This is a genomic window from Moraxella lacunata, assembly GCF_002027545.1.
In the GTDB taxonomy this organism is placed as follows: Bacteria; Pseudomonadota; Gammaproteobacteria; order Pseudomonadales; family Moraxellaceae; genus Moraxella; species Moraxella lacunata.
On record NZ_MXAN01000004.1, the window covers coordinates 32,518 to 56,294 of the forward strand.

General features: G+C 45.2%; 20 protein-coding genes, 2 tRNA genes and 2 pseudogenes. 12 read left to right on the top strand and 12 right to left on the bottom strand.

All coding sequences use genetic code 11. From position 1 onward, the window contains the following. Positions 1-125: 125 nt before the first annotated feature. The gene (locus B5J94_RS00505) at positions 126-506 is read left to right on the top strand and encodes a hypothetical protein (protein WP_062500340.1); all 381 of its coding nucleotides are present in this window, start codon (positions 126-128) and stop codon (positions 504-506) included. A 130-nt stretch (positions 507-636) separates the two neighbouring features. On the opposite strand, the gene B5J94_RS00510 is transcribed toward B5J94_RS00505, so the two are convergent. The 7 genes from B5J94_RS00510 to accB all read right to left on the bottom strand — a co-directional run bounded on the left by B5J94_RS00510 (position 637) and on the right by accB (position 6,907). After that, complete coding sequence (locus B5J94_RS00510; protein ID WP_062500339.1) at positions 637-1,041, bottom strand: acetyl-CoA carboxylase biotin carboxyl carrier protein; 405 nt, start codon at positions 1,039-1,041, stop codon at positions 637-639. Positions 1,042-1,044: 3 nt separating this feature from the next. After that, positions 1,045-2,226 (bottom strand): NRAMP family divalent metal transporter, encoded by a 1,182-nt coding sequence (locus B5J94_RS00515; protein ID WP_062500337.1) that lies wholly within the window; start codon positions 2,224-2,226, stop codon positions 1,045-1,047. Between the two features lie 410 nt (positions 2,227-2,636). Next, a complete protein-coding gene (pxpA, locus tag B5J94_RS00520; RefSeq protein WP_062499756.1) occupies positions 2,637-3,398 on the bottom strand; it encodes a 5-oxoprolinase subunit PxpA in 762 nt (253 codons plus the stop codon). Positions 3,399-3,410: 12 nt separating this feature from the next. Beyond that, positions 3,411-4,337, bottom strand: a complete 927-nt coding sequence (locus tag B5J94_RS00525) for a 5-oxoprolinase subunit C family protein (RefSeq protein ID WP_062499754.1) — start codon at positions 4,335-4,337, stop codon at positions 3,411-3,413. Positions 4,338-4,346: 9 nt separating this feature from the next. Beyond that, positions 4,347-5,039 carry a 5-oxoprolinase subunit PxpB gene (gene pxpB / locus B5J94_RS00530; protein ID WP_079363861.1) on the bottom strand — a complete coding sequence of 231 codons (693 nt, stop codon included), beginning with the start codon at positions 5,037-5,039 and terminating at the stop codon, positions 4,347-4,349. Positions 5,040-5,055: 16 nt separating this feature from the next. Beyond that, complete coding sequence (gene accC, locus B5J94_RS00535) at positions 5,056-6,438, bottom strand: acetyl-CoA carboxylase biotin carboxylase subunit (RefSeq protein WP_079363862.1); 1,383 nt, start codon at positions 6,436-6,438, stop codon at positions 5,056-5,058. 16 nt (positions 6,439-6,454) lie between these two features. After that, complete coding sequence (gene accB / locus B5J94_RS00540) at positions 6,455-6,907, bottom strand: acetyl-CoA carboxylase biotin carboxyl carrier protein (RefSeq protein ID WP_062499750.1); 453 nt, start codon at positions 6,905-6,907, stop codon at positions 6,455-6,457. A gap of 324 nt (positions 6,908-7,231) precedes the next feature. Between accB and B5J94_RS00545 the strand changes: the two genes are divergently transcribed. After that, complete coding sequence (locus tag B5J94_RS00545; RefSeq protein ID WP_062499748.1) at positions 7,232-8,503, top strand: NRAMP family divalent metal transporter; 1,272 nt, start codon at positions 7,232-7,234, stop codon at positions 8,501-8,503. 310 nt (positions 8,504-8,813) lie between these two features. Here the strand turns inward: B5J94_RS00545 and B5J94_RS00550 are convergent, their stop codons facing one another. Together B5J94_RS00550 and B5J94_RS00555 are read right to left on the bottom strand one after the other, a co-directional pair. Continuing rightward, positions 8,814-10,409 carry an aminotransferase class I/II-fold pyridoxal phosphate-dependent enzyme gene (locus tag B5J94_RS00550; RefSeq protein WP_373280028.1) on the bottom strand — a complete coding sequence of 532 codons (1,596 nt, stop codon included), beginning with the start codon at positions 10,407-10,409 and terminating at the stop codon, positions 8,814-8,816. A 58-nt stretch (positions 10,410-10,467) separates the two neighbouring features. Then, positions 10,468-10,677 carry a hypothetical protein gene (locus B5J94_RS00555; protein ID WP_062499746.1) on the bottom strand — a complete coding sequence of 70 codons (210 nt, stop codon included), beginning with the start codon at positions 10,675-10,677 and terminating at the stop codon, positions 10,468-10,470. Between the two features lie 131 nt (positions 10,678-10,808). Between B5J94_RS00555 and msrB the strand changes: the two genes are divergently transcribed. From msrB to nrdA, 10 genes and pseudogenes are all read left to right on the top strand, one after another. Further along, positions 10,809-11,231: a peptide-methionine (R)-S-oxide reductase MsrB gene (gene msrB / locus B5J94_RS00560; protein WP_062499744.1), complete on the top strand. Its 423-nt coding sequence runs from the start codon at positions 10,809-10,811 to the stop codon at positions 11,229-11,231. A gap of 33 nt (positions 11,232-11,264) precedes the next feature. Continuing rightward, on the top strand, positions 11,265-11,744 hold the full coding sequence (locus tag B5J94_RS00565; RefSeq protein ID WP_062499742.1) for a glutathione peroxidase: 480 nt from the start codon (positions 11,265-11,267) through the stop codon (positions 11,742-11,744). A 175-nt stretch (positions 11,745-11,919) separates the two neighbouring features. After that, a tRNA-Val gene (locus B5J94_RS00570) sits at positions 11,920-11,995 on the top strand. 39 nt (positions 11,996-12,034) lie between these two features. Then, positions 12,035-12,111: transfer RNA gene (locus tag B5J94_RS00575), tRNA-Asp, on the top strand. Between the two features lie 109 nt (positions 12,112-12,220). Next, positions 12,221-12,469 (top strand): hypothetical protein, encoded by a 249-nt coding sequence (locus B5J94_RS00580; RefSeq protein WP_079363863.1) that lies wholly within the window; start codon positions 12,221-12,223, stop codon positions 12,467-12,469. A 354-nt stretch (positions 12,470-12,823) separates the two neighbouring features. Beyond that, entirely contained in the window at positions 12,824-13,921 is a 1,098-nt protein-coding gene (locus B5J94_RS00585; protein ID WP_062499408.1) for an AI-2E family transporter, read from the top strand. A 329-nt stretch (positions 13,922-14,250) separates the two neighbouring features. Beyond that, positions 14,251-15,748: pseudogene (locus B5J94_RS14420) on the top strand (SulP family inorganic anion transporter). A gap of 107 nt (positions 15,749-15,855) precedes the next feature. Next, the gene (locus tag B5J94_RS00595) at positions 15,856-16,623 is read left to right on the top strand and encodes a DnaA ATPase domain-containing protein (RefSeq protein WP_062499406.1); all 768 of its coding nucleotides are present in this window, start codon (positions 15,856-15,858) and stop codon (positions 16,621-16,623) included. A 74-nt stretch (positions 16,624-16,697) separates the two neighbouring features. Beyond that, positions 16,698-17,327, top strand: a complete 630-nt coding sequence (locus tag B5J94_RS00600) for a DUF2057 domain-containing protein (RefSeq protein WP_062499404.1) — start codon at positions 16,698-16,700, stop codon at positions 17,325-17,327. A gap of 564 nt (positions 17,328-17,891) precedes the next feature. Next, positions 17,892-20,168, top strand: a complete 2,277-nt coding sequence (gene nrdA, locus B5J94_RS00610) for a class 1a ribonucleoside-diphosphate reductase subunit alpha (protein ID WP_062499400.1) — start codon at positions 17,892-17,894, stop codon at positions 20,166-20,168. 249 nt (positions 20,169-20,417) lie between these two features. On the opposite strand, the gene purF is transcribed toward nrdA, so the two are convergent. The 3 genes and pseudogenes from purF to B5J94_RS00625 all read right to left on the bottom strand — a co-directional run. After that, the gene (gene purF, locus B5J94_RS00615; RefSeq protein ID WP_062499398.1) at positions 20,418-21,932 is read right to left on the bottom strand and encodes an amidophosphoribosyltransferase; all 1,515 of its coding nucleotides are present in this window, start codon (positions 21,930-21,932) and stop codon (positions 20,418-20,420) included. A gap of 103 nt (positions 21,933-22,035) precedes the next feature. Beyond that, positions 22,036-22,539, bottom strand: coding sequence for a CvpA family protein (locus B5J94_RS00620; protein ID WP_062499396.1), 504 nt, complete (start codon positions 22,537-22,539; stop codon positions 22,036-22,038). Positions 22,540-22,640: 101 nt separating this feature from the next. Beyond that, positions 22,641-23,654 (bottom strand): annotated as a pseudogene (locus tag B5J94_RS00625) (quinone-dependent dihydroorotate dehydrogenase); the annotation flags it as partial. Positions 23,655-23,777: the final 123 nt, after the last annotated feature.

The window sequence follows — 23,777 nt, forward strand, 5'->3', positions numbered from 1 at the left end:
TTGATTGTTGTAACAGTATTCAAATAAAATTTTAGCCGATTTTTGTATACTTTCAAGATAACTCGTCAGTTTTGCCCACAGCATCCAAACTGACGCCCTTTTTGTATTTTATAGTGAGATTAGCGATGAACACATCTTATGACATGGTTAATTATGACGCCGCTCAGCACATGGCACATTCACAGGACAAGAAATCTTTACGCCCCATAAGAAATCATATCATACAACTAATTTGCCATTTATTGCAAGTCGTTATTGTCATTTGCCAACAATTAGAAATGCTCTATCAAAGTATTCGCCAGTCACTACAACACATCAAACAAGACATCACGGGTAATGATGTGGTATTTTATCATAAGAGCAGCATAAAAAACATTCGCATAAAAACGCCCAAATTTTACCAAGTCAAACAAGGACTGCCTTTGGCTTACCAAGCGTTTAGCCTGACCTTGTTTTTCATGATAATATCAAGCGTGGCACTGATGTTTGTCAAAGCTGGGTTTTGATATTTGCCCTTTTCAAGGTTATTTCTTTTTAAATTCAAACTTTCACAAATCAACTCTTATATAAAAAAGGCGATGAACATTCATTGCCTTTTTATATAACATTTCAATCAATCAATGTTGCCAAATAAATTCATACCAAACGTAATATCGCCTGCCCCCATTCCACCTTATCGCCATCTTTGACAAGATATTCGTAAAATACCCCCGATTTATCGGCTTTGATGGGTGTGAGTACGCCAAGGGCAAGCACGCCCCCCACCGTGTCGCCAGCTTTGATGGTGTCGCCTGTGGTTAGGGCAATCCCATCAAGGCAGAACTTGCCCACGGCTGTCGCCCTGATGACGGCTGATTCATCGACATTGTCATCATCGTCCACAAGTGGGGCTGGGCTTATGGCGGTTTTGGGGGGTGTGGGCATTGAAGTTTTGGTGGTATTGACCACCTTGATACGCTCTGTGCCATCTATAACTTCAATTTGCCCAAGTTCGCTTGTTTCGGCAAGTGCGATAAGGCGTTGTATTGTCTCAAAATTCATGATTTATCCTGCCAAATATTTATAAATTGTCATCACGCTAAGAATGGACATTGCCACCGCCACAATCCAGCCAAAGCCTGCCATCCATACAGGGTGCTTATAATCGCCAATGATGTTTTTGCGATAGGCAGCAAGCAAAATAACCACAAGGGCAATCGGCAGTACAAGCCCGTTTAGCGTACCCACAAGCACAAGCACTTGGGCAGGTCTGCCAATCGTTGCAAAGATGAGCGTTGAGATGGCGATAAAACCGATGATAAAATAACGGCTGTTTTTGGCGATGCCTGCGTGAAAATTGGTCAAAAATGATACCGATGTATAAGCACAGCCAATTACCGATGTGATGGATGCTGCCCAAATCACCATACCAAAAATAATCCGCCCTGTATCGCCAAGCCCGTGCGTAAAGGGCGTAAGAGCAGGGTTGTCCTTCATCATGGCAACACCTGATGTAACCACGCCAAGACACGCCAAAAATAAGAATACCCGAATGACGGACGCCGCCAAAATGCCCTGAATGGAGCTTTTTGAAACGACAGACAGATTTTCTTTGCCAGTAATGCCAGCATCAAGCAACCTGTGAGCCCCCGAAAAGGTAATATAGCCCCCAACCGTACCGCCAACTAAGGTAACAATCGCCATCGCATCAATTTTTTCGGGAACGACGGTGCGGGCAACCGCTTCGCCAAAGGGCGGATTGGTGTTGAATACCACATAGATGATAAGGGCAATCAGCACAAAGCCCATAAATTGGGTAAATTTGTCCACCAATGAGCCAGCTTCTTTGCTCAAAAAAATCCCAACGGCAATCACGCCTGACACAAGTGCCCCAATGATGGGGTCAATGCCAAAAATGGACTGTACGCCAAGACCTGCTCCGCCGATGTTGCCAATATTAAAGGCAAGTCCGCCCATAATGATAAGCCCTGCCAAGACATAGCCCATACCGGGCATGACAAGGTTGGCAATCTCTTGGGCTTTCATTTTTGAGACGGCAATCACTCGCCAGACGTTGAGCTGTACGCCAATATCCATCAAGATGGACACCAAAATCACAAAGCCAAAGCTTGCTCCTAGTTTTTCGGTGAAAGTGGCGGTTTGGGTCAAAAAGCCCGGGCCAACAGCTGATGTTGCCATCAAGAACGCCGCTCCTAAGATGGCGGAATTTTTGGTAGAGTTTTTCATAAATGTCCTTATTACCAATTAACGATGTTTTATTTCAATCTCAACTTAAAATTACAAATTATTGATTATTAGGCAATTGTTTTTGAGTTGTAGGGGCGAATCACATTCGCCCTTGATAAATCAATTACCCATATAAAATTGAGAATGGAGTGATGTTTTGGATAAATGTATAGGGCGTGTTGAACATTGATAACATTTTTATAAAAATAAGATGAAAATTTGACAATTTTAATCAATTTTTGCATGAAAAATGGCTAAATCTTATTTTTCTTCGTCAAAAACTTGTCTGATAGAAGACTACAGCCTTTGTTTTTTCCTTGAAAAACGTGCGATTTTTCTCATTTTTCATTGCAAATACCAAAGTTCAACACGCCCTAGCAAGAGTAATTTATTCGCCCTTGCAAAACACATTAAATGTTGGGTTTTGGGTTGTATTTAGGTGCAATACCAATGTCTTTTTCGAGCAAAGTTTGTTTGATTTTTTGGGCAAAGTCCAGGGCGTGCTTGCCATCGCCATGCAAACAAATGCTATCCACTTGCAAATTGATGACTGAGCCGTCCACCGCCACCACTTGCCCGTCTTGCACCATACGCACCACTTGATTGATGGCTTCATGGTCGTCTTCTATCAAAGCGTTGGGCAAGGTACGTGAAACCAGCGTGCCATCAGCATTATAACGCCTATCGGCAAAGGCTTCACAGATGACCTTTAAGCCTACCTGTTTACCTGCATGGATAAGCTGACTGCCAGACAAGCCCATAAGGGCAAGGCTTGGGTCAAAATCATACACCGCTTGGGCTATGGTCTTGGCAAGAGTAGGGTCGGTGCTGGCTTGGTTGTACAATGCCCCATGTGGCTTGACATAGCTTGGGGTAAGCCTCATATTTTGACAAACCGCCACAGTTGCCCCCAGTTGATAAAACAACAAAGAACGCACGTTATCAGCAGGTAGGGTGTGATTGGTACGCCCAAAATTGGCACGGTCGTCATAGCTTGGGTGTATGCCAATGCTTACGCCATTATCACGGGTAAAGGCAAGCGTTTGTGCCATGCACACCGCCCCACCTGCGTGTAATCCTGCACAGATGTTTGCCGAGCTGATGATGTGCATGAGTGCTTCATCAAATTCAAATCCTTCTGCCACGTCTGCATTTAAATCAATCGTTGTCATATTCTCTCCTAGCTAATAAAATCGTTTTGCCATGCTTGCCACTTGGTGTAGATGGGCGTGATACGTTGCCATCTTTTGTAGGGCGGTGTCTGCATTCACATACACAAAGCGAATTTGATTGCCAAACCGCACCTGAGCCAATCTGCCCAAATCTGCCCCAATGACCGCTCCAATCTTGGGATAACCACCTGTGGTCTGAGCGTCCGCCATCAGAACAATGGGCTTGCCATCGGGTGGTACTTGTATCATACCAAAGTCCACACCGTGCGAATTCATCTCAATTTTGCCAAAGATTAATGGCGTGCCATCTAACCGATAGCCCATGCGATTGCTATTGGGTGATAATGTGTATATTTGTTCGCTAAATTCATCACGCCCTTGGATAATCTTGTCATATTCGCTACTTTTGATGACATGAATGTCGGTCAATTTGTCAAATTGGTACAAATTCGCCACGCCCATCGAAGTCATCTCACACCCTGCACGATAAGGTAATTCATCGCCTGCCATCACATAGCGACCAAGTCCGCCAAGGTGTGTCTTGACGTCGGTACTTGCCGAGCCTAGCTCGTGTGCCACATCAAATCCGCCTTGCACGCACAGATAGCCGTGCATACCATTTGTCATGCGTTTTAGGGTCAAAACCTGCCCCTGCTTGGCAAAATAACGATAGCCTGTAATGACACGCTTACCATCAAGCACACCGTCAAAAATCGCCCCTGTCAGACAAAAAGTAGTATCTTTGGTAAACGTGGCGGTCAATCCACCAAGTGTGATTTCAAGGGCAGGCAGGCTTTTTTTATTGCCAAGCAAGGCATTGCCAAGCTGTAAAGACAAAGCATCCATCGCCCCACATCGTCCAATCCCAAGCCCTAAATAGCCTGTGCGTCCTATATCTTGGATGCTAGCAATGGCAGATAATGTATTGATTTTTAACATGATTTATCCTTATGCCAAAATGTCCGTTGCCACAAAACGCAAGGTATCGCCTGCTTGTAGTAGCGTTGGGGGGTTGTTTGTTTTGTCAAAAAGTGGCAAATCCGTCCGCCCCAAAAGTTGCCAACCCCCAGGCGATTCAAAAGGATAAATGCCCGTCTGAGCCCCACCAATACCCACCGAGCCTTGCGGGACTTTGGTGCGGGGTTTGGCGTGGCGTGGCAGGTGTAGCTCATCAGGCAGCCCCCCAAGATAAGGAAAGCCTGCCTGAAAGCCAATAAAATACACGGTATAAAGCGGTGCGGTATGGCGTGCCACAAGCTCATCAATGCTCATGCCCAGCACTTTTGCACTGTCCGCCAAGTCCGCCCCATATTCTCCGCCATAGACGACAGGAATGTCCACGTGCTTGCCATCTATGCCATCAAAACTGCCTGATGAGCCAACAAAATCATCGGTAATCTCGTTTAGCAGTTTTTGATAAATGGCAAGATTGCTTGGATTTTGATAAAGTACATCTTTATCCAAATACACCGTCAAGGCGTTCATGCCAACCACCGTCTCACTTACAGGCAAATCGGTGCAAGCGTTCAGATGGTGGGACAATGCCCAGCATAGTTTTTGTTTGTCAAGGCTGATTTGCCCACCCAAAAATAGCACAAAGGTGCTTTCTGATGAGCTTATCCATTGGGTGTTTATATCCATAAGTTGCCTAAATTGTCTAATTTTTGTGATTGGGCTGATTGTTTTGATAATTGTCAAGCCAATGGGTTAGATAATGAATACTCACGCCACCTTTGATAAAGCTGTCATCATCAAACATCGCTTGATGTAGGGCTTTGTTGGTTTGCACACCTTGAATGTCAAGCTCGGTTAGGGCGGATTTCATCTTGGCAATGGCAAGCTCTCTTGTGGGTGCGTGAATACATAGCTTGCCAATCAAGCTGTCATAATAGGCAGGGATTTTGTAGCCTGTATAAAGATGGCTGTCCACTCGTGTGCCATAGCCTGCGGGCAGATGACAGTAGCTTACCGTTCCTGCCGATGGCATAAGTGTGAACGGATGTTCGGCATTGATACGGCATTCAAAGGCGTGTCCTGTCAGTTGTATGTCGTCTTGGGTGAATTGTAAGGGGTAGCCTTCTGCCACTCGGATTTGTTCGGCGATAAGGTTTACGCCTGTTACAAGCTCGGTAACAGGGTGTTCCACCTGAATGCGGGTGTTCATCTCAATAAAGAAAAATTCCCCATTTTCATACAAAAATTCAAACGTCCCCACCCCACGATAGCCCATATCAAGGCACGCCTTGACACACGCTTGTCCGATTTTGGCACGCTCGTCATCGCTGATAAAGGGAGCAGGGGCTTCTTCGATGACTTTCTGATGACGGCGTTGCATGGAGCAGTCTCGCTCGCCCAGATGAATGGCGTTGCCGTGCGTGTCTGAGATGACTTGAATTTCAATGTGGCGTGGGTTTTTTAGGTATCGCTCCATATAAACCACAGGATTACCAAAGGCACTCATTGCTTCTTTTTTGGTCATGGCGACCGCAGACAATAGCTCGTCCATACTCTCAACGACTCTCATGCCACGACCACCGCCACCGCCAGCGGCTTTGATGATGACAGGTAGTCCCACATCTTGGGCGATTTTGATGATTTGTTCGTCATCATCAGGCAACGCCCCATCAGAGCCTGGCACGCACGGTACGCCTGAGGCTATCATGGTGTTTTTGGCGGCGACTTTATCGCCCATCATGCGGATATTTTGGGCGGTAGGGCCAATAAACACAAACCCCTGCTCGCTGACAAATTCGGCAAAATCGGCATTTTCGCTCAAAAACCCATAACCAGGATGAATGGCGTCCACCCCCAAAAGCTCGGCTGCCGATACGATGGCACGCTGGTTTAGATAGCTGTCTTTGGGCAGATGACTGCCAATACACACCGTCTCATCAGCAAGACGGGCAGGCAAGCTGTCCTTGTCGGCAGTAGAATGCACAAGCACCGATGTAATGCCAAGCTCACGGCAAGCACGGATAATTCTTAGGGCAATCTCGCCACGGTTGGCGATGAGAATTTTTTTGAAGGGAGTTGGGTTCATGGACTGTCCTTGTTGTCTATTTGTTATCGATGACAAACAATGGTGCATCATATTCCACCATGTCGCCTTCTTCTACCAAAATCTCAGCCACCACGCCATCGGTGTCCGCCTTGACTTCGTGCATGATTTTCATCGCTTCTACAATACACAAGGTGTCGCCTGCCTTGATGGTGTCGCCCACTTCCACAAAATTTGGGCTATCGGGGGCGGATTTGCGATAAAATGTCCCCAGCATGGGCGATGTGATGGTGTGTTTGGCACTTGGATTGTCGGGTGTTTGAGTGGCTCTGGTGGGGGCTGTGTCGGCTGTTGGCACAGGAGCGATGTGTCCAACAGGAGCAGGTGGCGTATCAGATGGGTATTTGGTAAGTTTGATGGTTTGTGTGCCGTCTTGGATTTCTAGCGAGTGAATTTGGGCGGTCTCGGTCAGCTTGATAAGGCGGGCTAAGTTGTCAAAATCGATGTTCATTATTGTCCCTAAAAATGTGTGGGTGGGACTGTGATTATAAAAAAGTTTTGCAAATTTGTCTAGACATTTTGATAGGTCATGCATGTGTTATAAATACAAGTATTTGATTTTTATAAATATCTCGCTAAATGGGGCAAGTTTTTGACTGATGGTAGATGGGCAAACTTTTCACCCCTGACCTATCGGGAAGAGTGCCTAAACAACACCATTTTATTCAACCTATCTCAAAAATACTTCACTTTTTATTCTGTATAAACTATGTTATCTTATTTATCTATATTTTATATCTTTGTTGATTGATAGTTTTTTTATTTGAGAATAAACATGACAACAGCCGAACAAAGCACATCGCCACAGACCAACACACAAACACAAAAACTCACTTGGAGGGCCTTCGGACCAGGCATTCTTATGGCGTCCGCCGCCATTGGTGGTTCGCACCTTGTATCGTCCACCCAAGCTGGGGCATTATACGGTTGGCAACTTGCCATTATGATTGTGCTTGCCAACTTTTTTAAATACCCCTTTTACCGCTTTGGTACAGAATACGCCTACAAAACAGGCGACAGCCTTGTGGTAGGTTATGCCAAAAAATCCAAAGCCTATCTTTGGGCATTTTTTGGCTTATCTGTTGTGTCAGGTGTGATAACCACAGGGGCAGTCGCCCTGCTCTGTGCGACCATTTTGGGCTTTATTTTGCCCTTTGAGCTAAATCCACTTGTTCTATCCATCATCGTGATGACGGTCTCATGGGGGCTACTCATTGCAGGGCATTATAAGGTTTTGGATAACATCTCAAAGTGGATTATCCTAGCATTGACGGTTGCCACCATTGCAGCGGTTATTATCGCAGGTATGTCGCCCAAAGAAGTCACCTCTGATTTTGTGCCGATGTCGCCTTGGAATTTGGCGTCTTTGGGCTTTATCATCGCTCTGATGGGCTGGATGCCTGCTCCGCTTGAATTCTCGGTCATCACATCCGTCTGGACATCCAAAAAAATCCGCACCGACCGCACCAGCCATTTTCAAGGCGTGGTAGATTTTAATGTGGGTTATTTTACATCGGCGATTTTGGCGTTATTTTTCTTGACGCTTGGCGTGTTTGTGCAATACGGCACGGGCGAAGAGATTGCCACCAAAGGCGGTGCTTATATCGGTCAGCTTGTACATATGTACACAGAGACCATTGGCAACTGGTCAAAAATTCTCGTGGCATTCATCGCCTTTTTGTGTATGTTTGGCACGGTTATCACCAGTGCAGACGGCTATGGGCGTACCAACGCCGAGAGTCTGTCGCTCGTCAAAACAGGCACGACCGAGCTTACCGAAAAATACGTCATGCGTTGGACAACTACTATGGTCATTGGTGGATTTATCTTGATTAACGTGTTTGCAGGGCAAATGGCAAGCCTGCTCAAATTTGCGATGATTAGCTCATTTGTCTCCGCTCCGATTTTTGCTTATCTGAACTATTCTTTGGCAAAATCTGAAAACCTACTCACCCCAAAAATGAACATCTATGCCTTGCTTGGCATTGCCTTTTTGGCAGGGTTTGCAGGCTTGTTTTTGTTACAGTTTTTTGGGATTATTGGCTAAAAACTTGAATAAAAACAAAAACATCAAAAAGGGCGACATCAATCGCCCTTTTTTGTATACTTAATTCATATCAAAGCCATACAAAAACCGTTCGCCCTGAGCTTGTCGAAGGGTGAAGTGGTTTTCCGTTATGGGCAGGCATGGCTCACCACGAACGGAAAAACCTTTGTTGTGTTTTGAATAGAATTTACTATATAATCATTTAACTTCAAAATACACCAACGGGCGTGGAAAGCACGCCCCTACAAGGGTATTTTTAAAATTAGCATTGGTGCAAATTGGGGTTAATTCGCCAGATGACCACCCTACTCTATTCCGTGCCAAATTCCTTACGTTTATTGGCAAAAAATCTGTCAAGCCTATCCATCGCATCTTCTAAATCTATCAAATTGGGCAAAAATACCACCCTAAAATGGTCAGGCTTATCCCAATTAAAGCCCGTGCCTTGCACCATCAACACTTTTTCTTGGATAAGCAAATCCATCATAAAATTCATATCATTTTCAATGGGATAGACATCTGTATCAATCTTGGCAAAGCAATAAAACGCCCCTTGTGGTTTGGTACAGCTAATGCCCTTAATGGCATTTAGGCGAGAGACTGCCATTTCACGTTGTTTGTACAGCCGCCCTGTTGGTGCGGTCAGGGCTTGCATGGACTGATAACCGCCCATTGCCGTCTGTATGGCGTATTGGGCAGGCACGTTGGCACACAGTCGCATACTGGCAAGCATGGTCAAGCCTTCAATAAAGTCGCCAGCGTGGTCTTTTTTGCCCGACAGCATGACCCAGCCCGAGCGATAACCTGCAATGCGGTGCGATTTTGACAAGCCATTAAACGTCAAAACCAGCGTCTTATCGGTAATCGTACACATGGGCGTATGCACGGCATCATCGTACAAAATACGGTCATAAATCTCGTCCGCCATGATAACCAAGCCATGTTTTACCGCCAAATCGGCAATCTTTTGCAAGATTTCCTTGCTATATAACGCCCCTGTGGGGTTGTTGGGGTTGATGATGACAATGGCTTTGGTTTTGTCGGTGATTTTGCTCTCAATGTCCGCCAAATCAGGGTGCCAGTTGTCTTCTTCCACACAGCCATAATGCACCGCCCTGCCCCCAGCTAGGTTGGCAGACGCTGTCCAAAGCGGATAGTCAGGCATGGGAATCAGTACTTCATCGCCGTCATCAAGCAAGGCTTGCAAAGTCATGACAATCAGCTCGGACACGCCATTACCAATATACACATCATTGACATCGGTTGCCGACAGCAGTCCTTTGGCTTGATAATATTGCAAAATCGCCTTACGAGCCGAAAAAATCCCCTTAGAATCGGAGTAGCCAGACGCATTATGCAAGTTCATCGCCACATCTTGCACAATCTCATCAGGGGGCAACAGCCCAAAGGGTTCAGGATTGCCAATATTGAGCTTGATGATACGCTGACCTTCGGCTTCCATGCGGTTGGCGGTTTGCAAAAGTTCACCACGAATGTCATAGCAGACGTTGGCAAGTTTGGCGGATTTTTTTAAAGGCTTCATGAGGGCTACCTTGTGAGAATGATTGTGTGAATTTGATAAATTGTCTTGTAAATCAATCTCTTGAAAATCAATCTCTTGACTGGCGTTATTGGCGGTTGGATTTGCCGATACGTTGCCTGTCAAAAGATAGTTTTCGGTCGTGCCTAGCACTTGGGCGACAATGGGGAGCTTGCTACTTGTGATGCCATTTTTGTCGCATTCCCAATTGGCAATCGCCCCACGACTGACGGACGCACCGTGGGCGTTTAACTTATCGGCTAGGGTTTGGGCGGATAATCCTAAGGATTTGCGGAGCTGTTTTAGGCGTTCGCCCTGCGTGGTGGGCGTATTTGGTGGGTGGGTGTTGGTGGTCATGGCGGTCATTGCAAGTAAAAGTTGCAATTATCATACGCCTGTTTGGGGGATTTTGCAAGCGATTTTGTTATATGTCCAAAAATCCCCTTAAATTACTACTAATAACAAAGCCAAGCAATCCAAAAGCACTTAAAATAATTTCATCTTTGGTGTGTTTTGGGTGTTTCATGTTTGGCATGACAAAAAATGTCTTTGTTCTAATTGCATATTTTATTACCCCTATAACAAAGATAATAAAGCAAATAAATTGGATATAAGGAAGTAATTTTAGCCACATATGCTACCTTTTGTGTTTATTTTCATTATACCCCAAGCCCTACCCTTTTACCACCAAAAAGCCGTTACAAAAAGCCAATTTGCCACCGTGTCAAATTATGCTACACTTGCATTTTTGATTAGGAAACATTTATGCTATCTGACAACACCCTAACCCCCGATGAAATCGCCCAATTAACCGAACAAGACTGGCAAAACCGCCTAAGCGATGATGAATATCATGTTTTGCGTGAAAAAGGCACCGAGCGAGCTTTTACTGGTCTTTATACCGATGTGTTTGATAAGGGCGTGTATCGCTGTAAGGGCTGTAATGCCAAGCTGTTTGACAGCGATAACAAATACCACTCAGGCTGTGGCTGGCCAAGTTTTGACAAAACAATCAGTGATACCGCCCTGACCGAGACGCTTGATTTGTCGCACGGCATGAGACGTATTGAAGTGACTTGTACCAATTGTGGTGGACATTTGGGACACGTTTTTCCAGACGGACCAAGAGAGACCACAGGCATGAGATATTGCATTAACTCAGCGTCCATTCACCTTGAAAATCAATAATTTGTTATAATTATCAATAATTTAGGAAAATCTATGACAACCATTTACACCTTTACCGCCACCGACATTCGTGGCAATGTGGTTAATTTTGCCGATTTTAAAAACAAAGTATTGCTCATTGTCAATACCGCCAGCAGATGTGGATTTACGCCACAGCTTGCATGTTTGCAAGAATTACACGCAAAATACCATAACAAAGGTTTGGTTGTCATCGGCTTTCCTTGCAATCAGTTTGGCGGACAAGAACCCGATGACGAAACTGGCATTGCAAGTTTTTGTGAAATGAACTATGGCGTGGACTTTTTGATGATGAGCAAGGTTGATGTCAATGGCGACAACGCTCACCCGATTTTTGAGTTTTTAAAGCGCGAGCAAGGCGGAATTTTGACCGATGCAATCAAGTGGAACTTCACCAAATTTTTGGTCGGTCGTCATGGCAAGGTGCTAGACCGCTACGCCCCCACCACCAAGCCTGAGAGCTTGGAAGATGATATTGTCAAAGCATTGGCATAACAAGCAAATTTATATAGATTTTAATTTAATAAAAATCAACCACTTATAAAAAAATTCAAAATTTTTTGCAAAAAGTGTTTGACACCCACCAAAAAATCTATATAATACGCACCACAACGAACGACATACATAACAAATAAACAACATTGTTTAAATAGTTAAGTAAGTTAAGTTCGGGCGGTTAGCTCAGTTGGTAGAGCGTCTGCCTTACAAGCAGAGGGTCAGCGGTTCGAATCCGTTACCGCCCACCATTTTAAATCTTTTATGGTTAAAAAAGATTAGTGACCTTAGCAGCGGTAGTTCAGTTGGTTAGAATACCGGCCTGTCACGCCGGGGGTCGCGGGTTCGAGTCCCGTCCGCTGCGCCATTTTTAACTGGTTTTTCCAGTTTATCCCCTAAGTCTCCCCTGACTTAGGGATTTTTTTATGTCTTTTGCCTGTCTATTTATCAGAGCGTGTTGAACTTTGGTATTTGCAATGAAAAATGAGAAAAATCGCACGTTTTTCAAGGAAAAAACGCAGGCTGATAGTCATTCTATCAGACAAGTTTTTGACGATGAAAAACAAGATTTAGCCATTTTTCATGCAAAAATTGATAAAAGCGTTAAATTTTCATCTTATTTTATAAAAATGTTATCAATGTTCAACACGCCCCAATTATTTGCCAATAAATTTTCAAAAAATCTTTCAAAAATTAACTGGGCAAATTTTAAGAGTTTTACTTAATTTTTTAAATTAAGTGGTCAGATAGCCATTTTTCATGCAAAAATTGATTTAAAACATTAAATTTTCATCTTACACCCAACGAATTTGATATTTACCACAAGCTTTGTAGGACTGGCTCCGCACATCCTTTGATGACACAGCGATTTTTATAGGCGTGCTCAGCGCGTCCCTACACCCAAACATCATAAATTTGTGGTGATTTTAAAGTTCTTTGATTATATTTATAAAAATGTTATCAATGTTCAGCACGCCCTATCATTTATTTTTACAAAATTCATCATAAATAACTTACCTTTTTGGTAAAAATAGCATAAAATAGGCGGATATTTGCCCACTTTTTTGTGCTATTTTATCATGCGACATCGTACCCTTGACCCCTTTTTTCGCCGAATACTGATTGTGCTGTTTTGGGTGATTTTTCTGTACGCCCTGTATCTCATGCGTGCGGTGATTTTGCCTTTTGTGGCGGCGTTTATTTTGGCATACATGCTAAACCCGTTGGTAACACGATTGGCTCGTTACATGAATCGCATGCTTGCCATTGTGGTGGTGTATTTTGCCAGCATTCTACTGACGGGGGCGTTGGTTGTGTGGTTTGTGCCCGTATTGTGGCAACAAATCACTTTGGCGTGGGAGTCACTACCCTTGCTTGTAGAGTGGTATAACACCACAGCAAGAACATGGATAAGTCAGCACATGGGCGGACGTCCCATGCCGCTTGAAGTTGATGTCATCTCAAATGCACTCATTGAATACGCTCAGAAAAATTATCAGGTGGCAGATGCCCAGTCACTCATCAAACAAGTGCTAAGCTCAGGCATCATGGTGGCAAATAATGTTGGCATGGCAGTAATGGTGCCGATATTGACGTTTTATTTTCTCATCGGCTGGCAAAAACGTCTAAATACATGGCTGCATGCCATACCCAAATCCCATCAAAAAAAAGCCCTAGAAATCGCCAAAGACTGCGATACCACGCTCATGAACTTTATCAAAGGTCAGCTTAGTGTCATGTTACTGCTTGGGGCAATTTATGCCATACAGCTACAACTCATCGGACTAAAATTCGGACTGCTCATCGGTATCGGGGCAGGCGTGGCAAGTTTTGTGCCGTATCTGGGTTTTGGTGTGGGGATTATTGCGGCGATTGTTGTGGGGCTGTTCCAATTTGGTTTTGACCCCATTTACATCGGTCTTATCATTGGGGCATTTATGGTTGGTCAAGCAATGGAAGGTTATGTGTTACAGCCCCTACTGCTTGGCGATAAAATCGGACTGTCGCCACTGTGGGTGATTTTCTCGGTGTTGGCAGGGGCGTCTTTGTTTGGCTTTGTTGGCATGCTCATCGCCCTGCCCGTCTCAGCGATTTTAAATGTCCTGTTTCATCATGCGTACTGTGCTTATCTGGATAGCGATTGGTATAAAGGGCAAAAACAGCTGACATTATGGTAAATTTTAAACCACTATTAATTTTTAAAAAATAAATGGCATTGTTCAATAAAGATACAATTTTAAAATTTGAACGTGTAGGGGCAATTTATTCGCCCAAAATCAATGCTTTATCATAGGGAAAATTGCAATTTGCCCCTACAAATTTATCCAAAGACATAAGTTAAATTAACAATACCAAATAAATCATGGCAGGGTTCGTCTTTGCCATTATTTTTTACTGCTTTTACTGTTTTTTGGCGATTATTTGGGTAATTGTTTGAGCGATTATTTGGGTTTGGGTGGCAGATACGTTATAATGGGCGGTTTTTGATACTGTACTGATTTGACCGATGAATATTTTTAACCACTTTACCAAAGACCAATGGTTCTCAAATGTCCGTGGCGATGTGCTGTCAGGGCTTGTGGTCGCCCTTGCACTCATTCCAGAAGCGATTGCCTTTTCTATCATTGCAGGGGTTGACCCCAAAGTGGGGCTGTATGTGTCCTTTTGCATTGCGGTGGTGATTAGCTTTTTTGGTGGTCGCCCTGCCATGATTTCGGCAGCGACAGGGGCGATGGCACTTGTCTTGGCAAGCCTTGTCAAAAATCACGGGCTAGAATATATGCTCGCTGCCACGCTACTGACAGGCGTGATTCAAATCATTTTTGGCTTTTTAAAAGTCGGATATCTCATGAAATTTGTCGCCCGTGCGGTGGTCGTGGGCTTTGTCAATGCGTTGGCGATACTGATTTTTATGGCACAACTGCCTGAGATTTTGGGGCGTGGTATGGCAACTTATGCCTTGATTGCACTTGGGCTTGGGATTATTTATGCCTTTCCTTATATCCCCAAACTTGGCAAAATCCTGCCATCACCCCTTGTTACCATTGTCGTCTTGACCGTCATCAGCGTAATGATGGGGCTTGATGTGCGGACGGTGGGCGATATGGGCGAATTGCCTGATACGTTGCCTGTGTTTTTGCTGCCTGATATTCCTTTGAATTTGGACACGCTGTGGATTATTTTGCCTTATGCACTTAGCCTATCGGCGGTGGGTCTGCTTGAATCCTTGATGACGGCAACCATCGTGGACGAGACGACCGACACCACGAGCGACAAAAACCAAGAATGCAAAGGGCAAGGGGTCGCCAACATTGTGGCAGGATTTTTTGATGGGATGGCAGGCTGTGCGATGATTGGGCAGTCGGTCATCAACGTAAATCAGGCGGTCGCACACGTCTATCCACGTTTTTGGCAGGTGTGATTTTGCTGATTATGGTGGTATTTTTGAGCGATGTGTTAAGCGTCATTCCCATGCCAGCACTCGTGGCGGTGATGATTATGGTGTCCATCGGTACATTTAATTGGCAGTCGGTCAAAGAGCTAAAAACACACCCCTTGGGCTTTAATGTCGTCATGATTGCCACGGTCGCCATCGTGCTATACACGCACAATCTAGCCCTTGGCGTAGGGGCAGGCGTGCTACTTGCGTCTTTGTTTTTTGCCAATAAATCGGTCGCTTTATATCGGTGCAATCCTTGCCCACGCCAGATGAGACCACCACGCTCGCCTATGGCGTGGTAGGGCAGGTATTTTTTGCCAGTGCTGATAGATTTGTGGCTCAGTTTGATTTTGATAAACCTGTTAAGGCGGTGAGCATTGATTTGACTTATGCTCATTTTTGGAACGTAACAGCCGTATCTGCCCTTGACAAAATCGTCATGAAATACCGCAAAAAAGGCGTATCGGTGGAAGTCTTTGGGCTAAATGAAGCAAGCAAAACCTTGGTGGATAAATTTGGCGTGCATGACAAACATGATGGCAAGGATATTATTTTTGAGCATTAGGACGATATGACTTGCAAAACCGCCAAAAATTTGGTATATATAGCACATTTTTAAATCAGTTGAAAACCGCTGAGCGGTTCTAGCAGACTTTTGGATACCAAGCTTACATGACCGACCTTTTTCAGTCCGCCCTAGACCTTGACGTACAAGAGGAATCTCGGCTTTCGGATTTTACGTCCGTGGGCTACCAAGCGGTCATCATCGCTACCCAAAAGCTCTGCCAAGGCGAGTTACCTGAAATCTTTATCTATGGTAAAAAAGGCTCTGGCAAATCCCATCTCGCTCTCGCCATCTACAACGAATACACCAAAACAGGCAAAACCGCCATCAGTCTATCGCTTGACAAGATGATAGAAAGCGAGGGCGATGATGCGTCCGCCCTACAAGGCTTACAGCTGTTTGACCTTGTGATATTAGACGATGTCGAGGCAGTAGCACGCAGTCATGAATGGCAAGAGGGGCTGTTTCATCTGATAAATGAGGTCAGACGTGAACAAAAACAGCTCGTGTTCCTAGCCAACGACCCTGCTCGTGAGTTAGACATCAACTTGCTTGACCTACTCACACGGCTGTCGCTCGCCCCTGCCTTTAAACTGCCCGATGGCGACAACCCTGCCGACCGTGAGGCAATGTTAAAGTCCATTCTAAGACGTAAAAACTGGCGACTGCCCCCTGTTATTTTTGAATATCTGGTCAGCGATGGTCCTTATAATGCCACGGACATGATGAGCGTGCTAGACAGTATCTCGCCCCTGCTCACACGATTGGCACGCACGCCCGTAAGCAAAAAAACCTTAGAAGACACCAAAAAAATCATCGATAAAGAAACCTTACTTTTGGAGCTCGGTGACTACATCGATGACATGAGCGACTGATTTTGCTTTACTAATTTTAAATAATTAGCGTTTCCCCGCTTTTTCCAACTTCCACCCACCCAACAGGAAATACCATGAAAAAATTAAGCCTACTGCTTGCCATCGCACTTGCCACCCCTGCTTTTGCCGAGGTACGTCTGAATGTGGATGAGCATATCAAAGTAACCGCCATCAACGGGCAAGAGATTAAACACGGGGCTTTGCAACCACTTAGACGTGAGTTTACCCTTGACGCTGGTCGCCATGTCATCACCGCTCGCTATGACCGCTTATTTGACTTGCCCCGTGGCGAGCATGACTACCTAAAATCAGGTAACGTTACCATCACCGCTGACCTAGCGGACAACCAAGCTTATCAGCTGGTCATGCCAAATCAGCCAAACAATTATAGAGATGCCAAAGAATACGCCAAAGCCCCTACCCTTGCCATCAGCCAAAATGGCAAAGTGTTGGCTTCTGAGCAGACCGTAGAGAGTCGCACGGGCATTTTATCAACACTAGGCGACAGCATTGGCGGGCTATTCGGTCGTGATGACGCCACCCGAGCCAACCAAAAAGCCATCGCCGCCCTTAACCAAGCCCCCACGCAGCCTACCGCCCCAACCATGGTCGCCCCCAAAGACAACCTAGACGGCTTTATGCAACTGTGGCTCAATGCCACGCCCGAAGAGCGTGAAAAAATTCGCCAATGGGTTGAAAAATGATTTAAGTATTTTAAAAGTATTTTAAAAAAGCTGTCTTTGGACGGCTTTTTTGTTGGCTATAAACTACATACGCCAAGGAGATGATTTTGAAATTAAGCAAAAAACAATTCTCTATGGTTAAAAATATAATGATTGATTTGATGTGCATTTTTCTTTTCAAAATAAGAATTTAAAAAATGGATTATGTTAAATAAATTTTAAAAATCCGACTGGTTGGTTTTTTATAATTTTTATAAAATTTATCAAAAATATGATAATCGCCTGTCTAACAAATTGATTAAATTTTACCCAATTTCTTTACAAAATTTTCTTAAAAAATTTTATCCATCTCTTGACAAGCCCCAAAGCCTTACCCTGTCTTTTCTGTACGTTTTTCAAGTTTGGCTAAAATGATAAAATCACAGATTGGCACAAAATACAAGCTAGTATTTTAAAAATTTTTAGGCTATATTGTGCTACCTTAGAAATGCATTACTACATCTAGTGGTTAATTTTTAAATAGAAAAATCGCTAAGTCATTGAGATTTGGTAATTTTTTACAATTTACAACAAACGGGTGATTTTATGACACACATCGACCAAATCAAAGTCAAAAAAAGAGACGGCACCTTTGAACCCATCAACCTTGACAAGATTCACAAGGTCATCACATGGGCAGCCAAAGGGCTAGACAATGTCTCCGTGTCGCAAGTAGAACTAAAATCACACATTCAGTTTTATGACGGCATTGCTACCCGTGACATTCATGAGACCATCATCAAGGCAGCAGCAGACTTGATTTCAGCCGAAACGCCTGATTATCAATATTTGGCGGCTCGTCTTGCCATTTTCCATCTACGCAAGATTGCCTATGGCGACTATGAACCGCCACATCTGTATGACCATGTCGCCCGCTTGACCGAAATGGGCAAATACGACAAACATATTTTGGCAGATTATGACCGTGCCGAATTTGATGAGCTAAACGCCTACATTGACCACGAACGTGACATGAACCTTGCCTATGCAGCGGTTGAGCAGATGATGGGCAAATATCTCGTCCAAGACCGTGTCACCAAAAAAGTCTATGAAAGCCCCCAATTTTTGTATATTTTGGTCGGCATGTGCCTATTTGCCAACTATGATAAAGCGGTGCGACTGGACTATGTCAAACGTTTTTATGACGTCACATCCAACTTCTACATCTCACTGCCTACCCCCATCATGTCAGGCGTGCGTACCCCCACCCGTCAGTTTAGCTCATGCGTACTCATCGAATGTGGCGACAACCTAGACAGCATTAACGCCACCACATCCGCCATCGTCCGCTACGTCTCACAGCGTGCGGGTATTGGCGTGAACGCAGGGGCGATTCGTGCGTTAGGCTCGCCCATTCGTGGCGGTGAAGCTCAGCACACGGGCTGTATTCCCTTTTTCAAAATGTTTCAAGCAGCGGTCAAATCCTGCTCGCAAGGCGGTGTGCGTGGCGGGGCAGCGACCTTATTTTATCCGCTGTGGCATTTAGAAGTGGAGAGCTTACTTGTCCTAAAAAACAACCGTGGTGTCGAAGACAACCGTGTCCGCCACATGGATTATGGCGTACAGATTAACAAAACACTCTACACCCGACTCATCAAAAACGAAGACATCACCCTATTCTCCCCGTCTGATGTGGCAGGGCTTTATGACGCATTTTTTGCTGACCAAGCCGAGTTTGAACGTCTCTACACCTTATATGAAAATGACGAGAGCATTCGCAAACGCAAAATCCCTGCTCGTGAACTGTTTAGTCTCATGCTCCAAGAGCGTGCCAGCACAGGGCGTATCTATGTCCAAAACGTTGACCACTGCAACACGCACAGCCCCTTTGACCCGTCTGTTGCCCCTGTTCGCCAGTCCAACCTATGCATGGAAATCGCCCTACCCACCAAACCGCTTGATAACATCAATGACGAGCATGGCGAGATTGCCCTATGTACGCTGTCCGCCATCAACCTAGGCAAGATTGATAAGCTAGAAGAGATGAAAGAGCCTGCCGAGCTTATCGTGCGTGCGTTGGACGCTTTGCTTGACTATCAAGACTATCCTGTCATCGCCGCCAAAAATGGTAGCATGAACCGTCGTACACTCGGTGTGGGTGTGATTAACTACGCCTACTATCTTGCCAAAAACGGCACACGCTACTCGGACATGGGGGCGATTGGACTGACTCACCGTACTTTTGAAGCGTTCCAGTATTATCTGCTACAAGCATCTAATAAACTTGCCCAAGAAAAAGGGGCTTGCCCTGCCTTTGGCGAGACGACATACAGCCAAGGCATTTTGCCGATTGATACCTATAAGGCGGATTTGGACAACATCTGCAATGAGCCACTACACCTAGACTGGGAAGCCCTGCGTGCCAACATCAAACAGCACGGTCTGCGTAACTCCACCCTGTCAGCTCTCATGCCATCTGAGACATCCAGCCAAATCGCCAACGCCACCAACGGTATCGAACCACCACGGGGCTTGGTGTCGGTCAAGCAGTCAAAGGACGGCATTTTAAAACAAGTCGTGCCTGATATCGAAAACCTAGCAAATAAATACGAGCTATTATGGCAAATGCCTGACAATAACGGTTACCTAAAACTCGTTGGCATCATGCAAAAATTCATCGACCAGTCCATCTCTGCCAACACCAATTATGACCCTAGTAAGTTTGAAGGCGGAAAAGTCCCCATGAAAATCATGATTCAAGACCTGCTCACCGCTTATAAACTGGGCGTAAAAACCCTGTATTATCATAATACCCGAGACGGAGCAGACGACAGCCAAGGCGAGTTAGATGACGGCTGTGCAGGCGGAGCGTGTAAGTTGTGATTTTAAAATCAAGCCTATCGATTGGTAGGCTTGATTTTTGGCTTTTATACACCCAGCCAACTTGATATTTGCCACGGGTTTGTAGGGGTGTGCTGAGCACACCTTTTGATGGCATTACTACACAAGGCGTGCACAGCACGCCCCTACATCCAAACATCATTGTGTTTGCAGTAATTTTAAAGTTTCTTGGATGTATATAAAAATAGGTCTTGACAGACAAGACCTATTTTCACAAAATAAAGCATGGATTTATTCCATAATTCCTGTAATGTCCACAGGGTTATTTGCCACTTGCTGTTTTTTGGCACCGTCATTGCGTTTGGCTTGCAGCTCTTGTAGATACTCTTCGGTAATCTGCCCTGCCACATAACAGCCGTCAAACACCGAGCAGTCAAAGCCATCAACACGGCTGTATTTGGTGTTGTTTACCGCTTCCACCAAATCATCCAAATCTTGGAAAATCAAGCGGTCAGCCCCGATAATCTCACGCACTTCATCAACCGTACGCCCCGATGAAATCAGCTCACTACGCACTGGCATGTCAATGCCATAGACATTCGGGAAAATCACTGGTGGGGCAACAGACGCAAAAAAGACGTTTTTCGCCCCTGCGTCTCGTGCCATTTGAATAATCTCATGGCAGGTCGTCCCACGCACGATAGAATCATCCACCAATAGGACGTTTTTATTTTTAAACTCCAAAGGAATGGCGTTTAGCTTTTGGCGGACGCTCTTTTTACGCATGGACTGACCAGGCATGATAAAGGTACGCCCGATATAGCGGTTTTTGTTAAAGCCTTCACGGTATTTCACACCCAGATAAGTAGCACATTCTAATGCCGAGTTGCGAGATGTATCAGGAATAGGAATAACCACGTCAATCTCGTGATTCTCGCCCCACTCAGAGACGATTCGCTGAGCGAGCTTCTCCCCCATCCGCATGCGAGCCTTATGCACCGAGATGTTATCAATGATACTGTCAGGACGGGCAAAATAGACATATTCAAAAATACAAGGTGTGTGCTTGATTTTGTCGGTGCATTGTTTGGTGTGCAAGTTATAATTTAAATCAATAAAAATTGCTTCACCGGGGTTGATGTCTCGCACCACTTCAAAGCCCAACGCAGTCAGTGCCACTGACTCCGACGCCACCATGTACTCCACGCCAGCAGGAGTCAGACGGCGACCATAGACCAGTGGGCGAATGCCGTTCGGGTCTCTAAATGCGAGCATGCCATGCCCTGCTATCATCGCTACCACGCCATACGCCCCTTGACAGCGGTCATAGACAGCTTGTAAGGCGGTAAAAATATCATCGGGAGCAAGTTTGGTTTTGGTGAATTTTTGTAATTCATGAGCAAAGATGTTGAGTAACACTTCCGAATCCGAGTCGGTGTTCAAATGACGACGGTCATGCTCATAGACTTCTTTGGCAAGGGTTTCGGCATTGGTTAGGTTACCGTTGTGTGCCAAGGCAATGCCATAGGGCGAATTGACGTACAAAGGCTGAGCTTCTGCCGTGCTTGACGTGCCTGCGGTCGGATAGCGAACATGCCCGATGCCAAAATTCCCCACCAGACGCACCATGTGCTTATTTAAAAACACATCTCGCACCATGCCGTTGTCTTTACGCAGATACAGGCGGTCATCTTTTAGGGTCACAATCCCTGCCGCGTCCTGCCCCCGATGTTGTAACATGGTCAAGCCATCATATAACATCTGACCCACAGGCTCATGGGCACACACACCAATCACACCACACATAGTCACTCACTCCAAAAGTTTGGCAACACGCCAATTAGGTTAAAGAGATTTACCACTAATACAAAGTTAGTTTTAACAAATTTTTTGCATTAAAAAATCCGTCCTATTGATACGGATTTTCCACTTGGTTCCATGCTTCGCCAAGCACTTCGGTCAATAACGCCTGTGCCACAGGGGCAAGGGGCAGTAGGTTTTGGGCGAGAATGGACTCTTGCCATTGGGGCAATTTAACGAGCAAGGGGGATGCGATACTTAGGATAATCAGCACTTTTAATACGCCCTTACTTGCCCCCAAGATACCACCCAAAATGTTATCCAAAAAGCCCAATTTTAAAAATTTTAAGGTTTTTAATGCCAGCCACGAAATAACGTGCGTGATACTCACAATAATCAGCACAATCACCAAAAACGCCAGCGAAATCTGTAAGACTTCGTTATCCACCACACCCACGAACAAAGGCGAGAACTCTTTGGCAAGAGCTGATGCCACAATGAGTGCGACAAACCATGCCACCAGTGACATCGCTGTCTTAATCGCCCCTGCTTGAAAACCACGCCACAACCCAACAAGCACCATAAAGGCGATACCAATATCAAGAATGCTCATGCTTTGTTTGGCTCGCCCGAAGCATTTTTGTCTGGATCATTATCGTCCACGTTTTTATCCAAGCTATCAGATTTATCCGCCACGACCAAGGCACGCTCTTTGTAGTTGGCAATGCTTTGTACACAGTCCTGCACGAGCGAAGGACCTTTATAAACCAGTCCTGAGTACAGCTGTACAGCAGTCGCTCCCGCGGTCAGCTTACGCACCGCCAAATCGCCCGTATCAATACCGCCCACCCCAATCAAATCCACCTTGCCCGACAGTCGCTCGGCAAATGCCGTCAGTACCAACGTGCTTTGATGACTAAGCGGTCTGCCTGACAAACCACCATCTTCATGGGCATGCTCTTGGTCTTCGACACCCACTCGTGATAACGTGGTATTTGTGGCTATCAGCCCATCAATGTCAAAGTTGGTGAGATTTTTGGCGATGTCATCTATTTGGCTCTCGTCCAAATCAGGGGCGATTTTTAGGGCAAGTGGCACATAGTAGCCATGCTCGTTTGCCAGTTTTGTGTGGCAAGTCTTGATACCATCTAACAGATGGGCTAGCTCAGATGCCCCTTGCAGGGTTCGTAAATTGGCGGTGTTGGGGCTAGAAATGTTAATCGTGATATAACTGGCGTACGGATAAACCCGCTCCAAGCAGTACACATAGTCATCCAAAGCATTCTCAACAGGCGTGGTCGCATTTTTGCCGATGTTAATACCAAGCACGCCTTTGTATTTGGCACGCTCAATGTTGGCAATCATCTTATCCACGCCATCGTTATTAAAGCCCATACGGTTGATAATCGCCCCACTGTCCGCCAAACGGAACATTCTCGGGCGTGGATTGCCCGCCTGTGGTTGTGGCGTGACTGTACCAATCTCCAAAAAACCAAAGCCAAGCTCAGCCAAAGCGTCAATATACTCGCCATTTTTATCAAGCCCTGCCGCCAGTCCCACAGGGTTCATCAGGCTAATGCCCATGCAGTTGGTCGGCATTGACTGGCGTGGATAAGCAAACCCAAGCAGGCGTGCTTTGTGCAATCGCTCTAAATTTTCAAGCGTCCATTCATGGGCTTTTTCAGGTTGCATGGAAAATAGATAAGGGCGAAGCAAACTATATGACATGGGTCTCTCAAAATGGATAAATACATCTTTTGACATTATAACACATTCTATCAAAAGATTAAATATCACTCATGATTGACTTCAGGGCAATCGCACTACAAAATTTTACATGAAATTGATTAA